The 9,756-nt window shown below is 69.6% G+C and carries 7 protein-coding genes; 5 read left to right on the top strand and 2 right to left on the bottom strand.

Annotated elements, in window-relative coordinates; all coding sequences use genetic code 11:
• The 3 genes from ACYVE7_RS21735 to ACYVE7_RS21725 form a co-directional block, all read left to right on the top strand.
• Window positions 1-1,397: M1 family metallopeptidase (locus ACYVE7_RS21735; RefSeq protein ID WP_460366825.1), on the top strand; the 1,397-nt coding region annotated here is incomplete at its 5' end.
• Window positions 1,394-2,725, top strand: a complete 1,332-nt coding sequence (locus tag ACYVE7_RS21730) for a M1 family metallopeptidase (RefSeq protein WP_460366824.1) — start codon at window positions 1,394-1,396, stop codon at window positions 2,723-2,725. The genes ACYVE7_RS21735 and ACYVE7_RS21730, both read left to right, overlap by 4 nt.
• A gap of 44 nt (window positions 2,726-2,769) precedes the next feature.
• Entirely contained in the window at window positions 2,770-4,191 is a 1,422-nt protein-coding gene (locus ACYVE7_RS21725; protein WP_460366823.1) for a M1 family metallopeptidase, read from the top strand.
• 10 nt (window positions 4,192-4,201) lie between these two features.
• Here the strand turns inward: ACYVE7_RS21725 and ilvA are convergent, their stop codons facing one another.
• Entirely contained in the window at window positions 4,202-5,428 is a 1,227-nt protein-coding gene (ilvA, locus tag ACYVE7_RS21720; protein ID WP_460366822.1) for a threonine ammonia-lyase, read from the bottom strand.
• A gap of 92 nt (window positions 5,429-5,520) precedes the next feature.
• A complete protein-coding gene (locus tag ACYVE7_RS21715) occupies window positions 5,521-7,716 on the bottom strand; it encodes a glycosyl hydrolase family 18 protein (RefSeq protein ID WP_460366821.1) in 2,196 nt (731 codons plus the stop codon).
• Between the two features lie 250 nt (window positions 7,717-7,966).
• Here ACYVE7_RS21715 and ACYVE7_RS21710 point away from each other — a divergent pair, with 250 nt between their 5' ends.
• Together ACYVE7_RS21710 and ACYVE7_RS21705 are read left to right on the top strand one after the other, a co-directional pair.
• Window positions 7,967-8,287 carry a PadR family transcriptional regulator gene (locus ACYVE7_RS21710; RefSeq protein ID WP_460366820.1) on the top strand — a complete coding sequence of 107 codons (321 nt, stop codon included), beginning with the start codon at window positions 7,967-7,969 and terminating at the stop codon, window positions 8,285-8,287.
• On the top strand, window positions 8,284-9,234 hold the full coding sequence (locus ACYVE7_RS21705; protein WP_460366819.1) for an HAAS signaling domain-containing protein: 951 nt from the start codon (window positions 8,284-8,286) through the stop codon (window positions 9,232-9,234). Before ACYVE7_RS21710 ends, ACYVE7_RS21705 begins: the two co-directional genes overlap by 4 nt.
• Window positions 9,235-9,756: the final 522 nt, after the last annotated feature.

Genomic DNA, 9,756 nt, shown 5'->3' with positions numbered 1-9,756 from the left:
GTGCCGACCGGGCCTGCCATCCGCCCGTCCCCGGCTCGGCCCTACCCACGGCGACGGCGACGCCCGCCGCCAAGCCGGCCGTCTGCCTGCACCCGAAGCCGGGCACCCGCGGGCTGGGCGACCGGTACTTCCCGGGCGCGGGCAACGGCGGCTATGACGTCGCCAACTACGCCGTCGAGCTGAAGTTCACGCCGTCCGGCCACCGGATCGACGCCACCGTGACGATCACCGCGACGCCCCGGCACGACCTGTCCACGTTCAATCTGGACTTCCGCGGGCTGCGCGTCGTCGGCACGGCCGTGAACGGCAGGCCGTCCCGGCATGTGCGGACGGGCGGCGAGCTGACCCTGATCCCGGCGGCCCCGCTCGCGAAGGGCGCGCGGTTCAAGGCCGTGGTCCGCTACGCGGGCACCCCGGGCTCGATCCGGGACGGCGAGCTCGGCACCTACGGCTGGATCCGCACCCGCGACGGCGCGGTCGTCGCCGCCCAGCCGGACGGCGCCGCGAACTGGCTGCCCGTCAACGACCATCCGTCCGACAAGGCCACCTACGATCTGCGGGTGACCGTGCCGAACGGGCTCCAGGTGATCGCGAACGGCGAGCCGGACGCCCCGGTCGTCAGGGGCGGCTGGACGACCTACGGCTGGCACGAGCGTTCCCCGATGGCGTCGTATCTGGCGACCGTCGCGATCGGGAAGTTCCTGGTGAAGCGCGGCGCCGTCGGGAGGATCCCGGTGATCACGGCCGTCGACCCGGAGTTCAAGGGCTCGCTCGCCTCGGTGCACGCGACGACGCGCAAGGCGCTGGCCTGGGAGCAGCAGCTGTTCGGGCCCTACCCGTTCCGCTCGGCCGGCGGGATCGTCGACGATCCGCGGCTCGACTACGCGCTGGAGACCCAGAGCCGTCCCCTGTACGCGGGTTTCGCGCCCGACGCCGACTTCATCGTCCACGAGCTGGCCCACCAGTGGTTCGGCGACAGCGTCTCACTGGCCCGCTGGCCCGACATCTGGCTGAACGAGGGGTTCGCGACGTACGCCGAGTGGCTCTGGCACGAGCGCGGCGGCAAGGACTCCGCTGCGAAGATCTTCGACCGGTACTACCGGCAGCCCGCGAGCTCCCCCCTCTTCCATCCGCCGACCGGCGCGCCGGGCCGCCGCGACATGTTCGGCTACTCGGTCTACATCCGGGGCGCGATGACGCTCCAGGCGCTCCGGCAGCGCGTCGGCGACAAGGCGTTCTTCCGGATCCTGCGGGCCTGGCCGACCGAGCACCGGGGCGGCAACGCCACCACCGCCGAGTTCGTCGCGCTCGCGGAGCGGATCTCCGGCAAGCGGCTGCAGAAGCTGTTCACCGTCTGGCTGACCCGCAAGGGCAAGCCGAAGAAGGGGTCCTGGTGATCGTTCCCACTGTGCTGTCGCTCGTGCTCGGGCTGGCCGCGGTGCCGCCCGGCGCGCCCGGCGTCGGCGACCCGTACTTCCCGCAGGCGGGCAACGGCGGCTACGACGTCGGCCACTACGACATCGACCTGACCTACACGCGCCCCGCCATCACCGCGACCACGACGATCACGGCGCGCGCCCTGCACACCCTGCCCCGCTTCGACCTCGACTTCGTCGGGCTCCAGATCGACGCGCTGCGCGTGAACGGCGCGCCCGCCGCGTACACGCGCGACGGCCAGGAACTGGTCGTCACCCCGGCGGCCGCGCTCCGTGCCGGGTCGCGGTTCACGGTGACGGTCGCCTACCACGGCACCCCGGGACCGGTCGCCGACACCTCGCTCGGCGAGTCCGGCTGGATCCCCAGCAAGGACGGAGCCGTCACCCTGTCGGAACCGACCGGCTCCGGCACCTGGTTCCCGGTCAACGACCACCCGTCCGACAAGGCGACCTTCGCGTTCCGGGTGAAGGCGCCGCAGGGCCTGACGGTCCTCGCCAACGGCGAACCCGAAGGCGACCGGTGGGTGGTCCGCGAGCCGATGGCCCCCTATCTGGCGTTCGTCGCGATCGGCCGGTGGACGGTCAGGTCGGGGACCACGAAGGCGGGCATCCCGTCGATCGTCGCGGTCGATCCGGCGCTGCGCGTCGATGTGAACCTGCTGTTCGAGCGGGTCGCCAAGGCGACGGACTGGGCGCAGTCGGTGTTCGGCCCCTACCCGTTCCGCTCGACGGGCGCCGTGGTCGACGACCTGGTCGTCGGGTACGCGCTGGAGACCCAGAACCGGCCGTTCCTGTCGAGCAACCAGAACGACATGGGGACCGTCGTCCACGAACTGGCCCACCAGTGGTTCGGCGACAGCGTCTCGGTCGGCCGCTGGCAGGACATCTGGCTGAACGAGGGGTTCGCGACCTACGCCGAGTGGCTGTTCGACGAGGCCGAGGGCGGCCTCACCGCGCAGGAGCACTTCGACGACCTGTACCGCAACGGCAGGGGCTGGTCCGGCTGGAACGTCACACCCGGTGACCCCGGCCGTGCCCACCTGTTCGACTACAACGGCATCTACCTGCGCGGCGCGATGGCCCTCCACATGATCCGCCGGGCCGTCGGCGACCGGGCCTTCTTCCGGCTTCTGCCTGCTTGGACGGCTGAACACCGGCACGGCAACGCCACCGTCGACGACTTCCGGAAGATCGCCGAAGAGCTCACCGGCAGGAATCTTGAACCTGTCCTCCGGGACTGGTTGTTCACGGTCGGTAAGCCTTCTGTCGCTCCGGCCGCTACTGTTTGAACTCCAGGGAAGATACGCGAGAGACCCCCGTGACAGGAGATCTGATGATGTCTGCCCCCCGTTTGGTGACCGCCGCCGTCGCGGCCTCCGTCGTCCTCGTGCCGGTGGCGGCACAGGGCGCGGCGCCCGGCTCGGTGAAGTTCACGCCCGGCTCGGCCGGCGCCGGGGAACCGTACTTCAAGAACATGGGCAACGGCGGGTACGACGTCGGGCACTACGGGCTGAAACTGGCCTACGCCCCGTCGACCAAGAGACTCACGGCCACCGCGACGATCACCGCGACGGCCACCCAGAACCTGTCCCGCTTCAACCTCGACCTGCGCGGGCTGACGGTCTCCTCGGTCACCGTCAACGGGAAGAAGGCCGCGTTCACCCGGACGGGCGCGCAGGAACTCGCCATCACCCCCAAACCGGGCCTGACGAGCGGCAAGAAGTTCACGGTCGTCGTCGTCTACGGCGGCAAGCCCCAGCGGATCGACGACGCCCTGCTCGGCCAGTCCGGCTGGATCACCACCGAGGACGGCGCCGTCGCCCTCAACCAGCCGTTCGGCGCGGCCACCTGGATGCCGGTCAACGACACCCCGAAGGACAAGGCCACCTACTCCTTCAACATGATCGTCCCCAAGAGCGTGACGGCGATCGCGAACGGCGAGTACAAGGGCCGCAAGACCACCAAGGACGGCCGGTACTCCTTCAAGTACGCGATGACCACGCCGATGGCGAGCGAGCTGTCGCTGGTGGCGATCGGCAAGTACAAGGTCAGGCGGACGGGCGGGAAGCTGCCGAGCCTCACGGCGTTCGACACCGATCTGGTGTCCGGCACCAAACCGCTCGCCAAGTACGAGAAGAAGACCAGGTCGATCCTGGCCTGGGAGTCGAAGCTGTTCGGCGCCTACCCGTTCAAGACGACCGGCGGGATCGTCGACGAGCTGGGCGTCGGCTACTCGCTGGAGACCCAGGGCATCCCGGTGCACGACTGGGGGGCGCGCGGCGTGCTGCCGCCCGACGATCTGCTGGTGCACGAGCTGGCGCACCAGTGGTTCGGCGACAGCGTCACCCCGGCCCGCTGGAAGGACATCTGGCTGAACGAGGGGTTCGCGACCTACGCCGAGTGGCTGTACGCGGAGAAGTCGGGCGGCAAGAAGGTCGACACCCAGTTCAAGACGACGTATTCGGCGGGCGCTGACGCCGAGGTCTGGAAGCGCGTCCTGGCCGACCCGGGCCGCGACCACATCTTCGACTCGCTCGTCTACCAGCGCGGCGCGATGACCCTGCACATGATCCGTAAGTCCCTCGGCGACGCGACGTTCTTCCGGCTGGTCAAGTCGTGGGCGCAGCTCCACAAGAACAAGAACGTCACCACCGAGGACTTCCACGCCTACGCCGAGAAGTTCTCGGGCAAGCAGCTCGACAGCCTGTTCAAGGCGTGGGTGTACACCGCGGGGAAGCCGAAGCTCCCCCGCTAGCGGCGCGCGCTCACGAGAAGGTGAGCGTGTAGCCCTGGCTGCGGAGCCGGCCGACGACCTCGTCGCAGTGTTCGGCGCCGCGCGTCTCGAGATGGAGGAGGACTTCGGCGTCCTCCACGTTGAGGCGCGCGGCGACCCGTTCGTGCGTGACGTCCAGGACGTTGACGCCGAGATCGGCCAGCTCGCCCAGCAGCCGCACCAGCGCGCCGGGCCGGTCACTCAGCCGGACCCGCAGGATCAGGTAGCGGCCCGCCGTGGCCAGGCCGTGGCGGAGCACCTTCGCCAGCAGCACCGGATCGATGTTGCCGCCGGACAGCACCGCGACGACCGGCGGCCGCATCGCGTAGGTGTGCTCCATCAGGGCCGCCACCGACGCCGCGCCCGCCGGTTCCACGACCTGCTTGGCGCGTTCGAGACAGACCAGCATCGCGCGGGACAGCGACTCCTCCGACACCGTCACGACCGAGTCGACGTACTCGCTGACCAGCTCGAACGTCAGATCTCCCGGACGTCCGACCGCGATGCCGTCGGCCATGGTCGGACTGGTCTTGATCGTCATCGGCCGTCCCGCGGCCAGCGACGGCGGGAACGAGGCGGCCCGCTTGGCCTGGACGCCCAGCACCACCGGCGCCTCCCGGCCCAGCTCGGCGGCCACCGACTTGACGGCCACCCCGAGACCGGAGGCGAGCCCGCCGCCGCCGACGGCCGCCACGATCGTCCGGACGTCCGGACACTCCTCCATGATCTCCAGACCGAGGGTGCCCTGGCCGATGACCACGTCGCGGTGGTCGTAGGGCGGGATGAACACCGCGCCCTGCTCCTCGGCGTACTTGCGGGCCGCGGTCAGGCAGACGTCGAAGGTCTCGCCGGGGAAGACGATGTCGGCCCCGTAGGCGCGGGTGGCCTCGACCTTCGGCAGCGGAGCGCCCTCCGGCATGAAGATCGTCGCTTTGCAGCCGAGCAGCGACGCCGCGAGCGCGACCCCCTGCGCGTGGTTGCCCGCGCTGGCGGCCACCACCCCCCTGGCCCGCTCCTGCGGGCTGAGCCGCGAGATCCGGGTGAACGCCCCGCGCACCTTGTAGGAGCCGGTCCGCTGGACGTTCTCGCATTTGAGATAGACGGGCCCGCCCACCACCTCCGACAGATGCCGGGAGTGCAGCAGGGGGGTGCGTACGAGCACGTCGCGCAGAGCCTCACGCGCGACGCGCATCTCGTCCACACTGACGAGTTCGGTCATGCCGCCAGTGTCCCAGTGAAATGAAGCAGGGCCCGCCATTGGGGAGCGGCGGGCCCTGCTGTCTTTGGGTGCGGTTACTTCGGGAGAGGCGGTTACTTCAGGACTGCGGCGACCGCTCCGGAGATGGAGGCGGTGGAGTCGTCGCCGTCGAGCGACCAGAACATCGCGCCGCCTAGGCCCTGGTCCTTCACGTAGTTCGCCTTGAGCGTCGCGAGCTGCGGGTCCATGAAGTTCCAGAAGTTCGTGCCGTCGTACTTCCAGGCGGAGCCCGCCGGGTCGCGGTAGACGGTGCCGGGCAGGTTCTTGATGTTCTTGTAGTCCTCGACGCCCTTCTCGACAGCGCCCTGCGCCTGGCCCGTGGAGGTCTGCCAGAGGCCGTTCCTGCCGCCGTTCGGGACCCCGGTCCAGCCGAACCCGTACATCGGCATCCCGACCGTCAGCTTCGCGGCGGGGAAGCCCTTCGCCTTGTAGAGCTTGATCACCTTGTCGACGCTGTACTGCTTGTCGGCCGGGTTCGGGTCGCCCACCACGTCGTACAGGTTGTCGTGGTGGTTGGTCACGTTCTCCCAGCGGCCGTGGAAGTCATAGCCCTGGACGTTGCCGAAGTCGAGATAGTTCGCGATCTTGTCGACCTCGAGGCCGACCTCGATCTCGTGCGGGTTCGCCGGCATGAAGAAGGTCAGGCCGAAGCGCTTGCCGCCCTGCGTCGCACCGTAGGCGTCGAGCTGCCTGCGGAACTCGGCGAGCAGCAGCGTGAAGTTCTGCTTGTCCTCGGGGCGCACGACGTTGCCGGCCTCGCCCGCGTTCGAACCCGGCCACTCCCAGTCGATGTCGAAGCCGTCGAAGACGCCCGCGGCCGCGCCGGTGCCGCCCGCGCCGTCCGCGACCGGCAGGTTGCCCTTCAGGAACAGGTCTATGCAGGAGGAGACGAACGCCTTGCGCGAGGCGTCGGTGAGGGCCGCGTTGGAGAAGTACTTCGACCAGGTCCAGCCGCCGATCGACATGTTGACCTTGAGGTGCGGGTTCAGCTTCTTCAGCTTCTTGATCTGGCCGAAGTTGCCGCGCAGCGGGTCGTCCCACTTGTCGGCGACCCCGTCCACCGAGGAGGCGGCGTCATAGGAGCGCTGGTAGTCGGCGTAGGAGTCGCCCTGGCCGAGCGAGTTGACCTCGAAGCACTTGCCGTCGGCGTTCACGTTCGCGAACGCGTACTGGATCGTGGTCAGGTTCTTCGCCGCGCCGGAGGTCTGCAGGTTCTTCACATGGAAGTTGCGCCCGTAGACGCCCCACTGGGTGAAGTAGCCGATCTTCTCGTACTGGCTCGGCTTGACCTCGGGGTCGAGGGTCGTGGCCGTCGCCGGGGCCGAGGCCGCGGAGATGTTGTTCGCGGCGTCCTTCGCCTTGACGGTGTAGCCGTAGGCCGTCTTCGGGGTGAGGCCCGAATCGGTGTAGGCGGTGCCGGTGGCGGTGCCCAGGAGCTGGGCGCCGCGGTAGACGTCGTAGCCGGTGACGCCGACGTTGTCGGTCGAGGCCGTCCACTTGAGATCGATCGTGGTGGAACCGGTGGCCGTCGCGGTGAGACCGGCCGGGACGCTCGGGGCCGTCCGGTCGTCGACCGCGGAGGTCTTGACCGTCAGCGGGGCGGACGCGTCGGACTCCTGCGGCTTGGTGTCGACCGTCTTCACCGTGAAGGTGTAGGAGGTGTTCGGGGTGAGGCCGGTGACGGTGGCGGAGGTGCCGGTGACCGTCGCGACCTTGGCGGCGCCGTTGTAGACGTTGTAGCCGGATACGCCCTTGTCGTCGGTGCCGGCCTGCCAGGCGAGCGCGACGCTGTTCTCGGTGACGGCCGTCGCGTTAAGGCCGGTCGGCGCGGTCGGCTTGAGGTCGCCCGGGTCGACGACACCGCCCTCGCAGGGGTTGCCGTTCAGTTTGCAGCCGGTCGGCACGATGCCGCCGCCGGGCGCGCCCACGAAACCGGGGCTCACGCTCGCGCCGGCCGCGAGCACGCCGTTCCAGCCCTTGTTGGCCAGGGTGTAGTGCTGGCCGGAGCGGGTGAGGTCGGCGTCCCACGCGGAGCTGATCGTCACTCCCGCGGGCAGGTCGAACTCCAGCTTCCAGCTGGTCAGACCGGCGCTGCCGGCCTTGATCGTGTAGGCGCCCTGGAAACCGCTGCCCCAGTCGCCCTGGCTGACGTAGACGGCGGTGGAGGCGGTGTCCGCGGTGGCGGGCATGGCCGCGGCGAGCGGGGCGAGAAGCGCCGCTGCCGCGAGGAAGGTGGTGAGTCGACGCACGTCGGCTGCTCCTGTCGGCGAAGGCTTCCTACGAGATAAATAGGAAACTTTCCTGTTGATTGCCGTGAACGTAAGCCGTGTGATCTGGCTAACGCAAGAGGTGGACGAGCGCTTAAATCCGGCTTAATGCCCGGCTAAGGTTCGTCGCTCCCCCGTAACGGCCGCCACACACCGCCGGAACCCGCCGCAGTGGCGGCTTGTGCGGTACTGCGCAATGCGCAATAGTGTGGTTCGCAGAAGGGGGGTCCTGATGGACACCACGCAGCTCCTCAAGGGGGTGCTCGACGTCGCCGTGCTCGCGGTCCTCGACCAGGAGGACTCCTACGGGTACGACGTGGTCCGCCGCCTGCGCGAGGCCGGGCTCGCGGACGTCGGGGACGCCTCCGTCTACGGCACGCTCCGCCGGCTGTTCAAGGCGGGCGCGCTCAACTCCTACGTGGTCCCTTCCGAGGAGGGCCCGCACCGCAAGTACTACGGCCTCAACGCCGCAGGCCGCACTCTGCTGGCCGGTTCCCGCAAGGACTGGTCGGCTTTCGCCCGCACGATGGACACCCTCCTGGAGCCCCGATGATCGCGACCCCGGTCTCCGACTACGCCGCCGCCGTCCGCGCCGCGCTCGCCGACGTCCCGGCCACCGACCGCGCCGAACTCCTCGAAGACCTCGAAGACCACCTAGCCGAGATCGCCGCCGACTCCGACACCCCCCTCGAAACCCGCCTAGGCCCCCCAGAGTCCTACGCCGCCGAACTCCGCGCCGCCTACACCGACTCCCCGCCGAAGCACTCGCCGAGGGTCGTGCGCCTGTTCGACCGGTTCGAGAACCGGCTGGCCGACCTCGTCGAGCACCGGATGTTCCAGAGCCCCGCCATCGCGACGGTCCTGCGCGACGCCCGCCCGATGTGGTGGGTGGCCCGCGGCTATCTCGTCGGCTACCTGGCCTGGGAGGCGGCGGACCGCGGGCAAGTCCTCCGGCCGCACGATGTGGTGCAGCTGTTCTTGCTGGTCGCTGCGGTCGCGGCTTCCGTGTGGTTCGGCGCCCGAGCCCGCAGCGCGACGCCCCGGCGCCCGTCGCTCACGATCGCGACCGTCCTCCTCACCGTGGGAGCTCTGTGGGCCGCGATGATCCTGGCGCCGCGGCTCGACAACGGTGACACGTTCTCCCCCATGACGCCGCGCGAGATCCTCGGGCCCAACTGGCGGCTGGGCGAGCTCGACAACCTGTACCCGTACACCAAGGACGGGCAGCCCCTCGACGACGTCCTGATCTACGACCAGTACGGCAAGCCCGTCAAGATCGTCACCAACTGGCCGTTGCGCCTGGCACCCGGCTCGGGCCCCGCCAACTCCTACCCCCACAACCTCTGCCAGCTCGCCGACGCCGCGGAGCCAAGACCCAAACTCATCCCCGAGTGCCCCCTCAAGTCCGGCTCCTCCTTCCCCGCCGTCGCACCCCCTTCCCCACCCACCACCCTCTCCCCAACCCCACCCAAGCCCACCTCGTCCCCCAAATCCCCCTGACCCACCCCAAGATCGCCTCGACCTGCGCCAAACCGACCGTCTAACACGGCCCAACCCGTCCACATGCCACAGGTCGACACGATCAAGCACGCGCGACGCGTCCGCAGGGCCGAACCCGGCAGACGCCCGACGCAGGCGAGCCACCCGACAAGATCGCGTCGAACTACGGCGTGTCGCCCATTTGACGAGGCTCAAACCGTCCACACGCCGCAGGTCGAGGCGATCAAGAACGCGCGGCGCGGATGCAGGGGCGGATCAAGGCGGACGGCCGACGCAGGCGAGCCGCCGGGCAAGATCTCGTCGAACTGCGGCGTGTCGCCCGTTTGACGGGGCTCAAACCGTCCACATGGCACAGGTCGAGGCGATCAAGAACGCGCGGCGTGGGCGCAGGGGTGGATCGGGGCGGACGGCCGGCGTGGGTGAGCCGCCGGGCAAGATCGCGTCGAGGTGCGGCGTGTGGACCGTTTGGCGGGGGGCGAACGGTCCACATGGCGCAGGTCGAGGCGATCAAGGAGGTGGGGG

The organism is Actinocorallia lasiicapitis (genome assembly GCF_054778695.1).
Note: the sequence above shows the minus strand (reverse complement) of the source record. Positions and strands in the feature narration are given on the sequence as shown.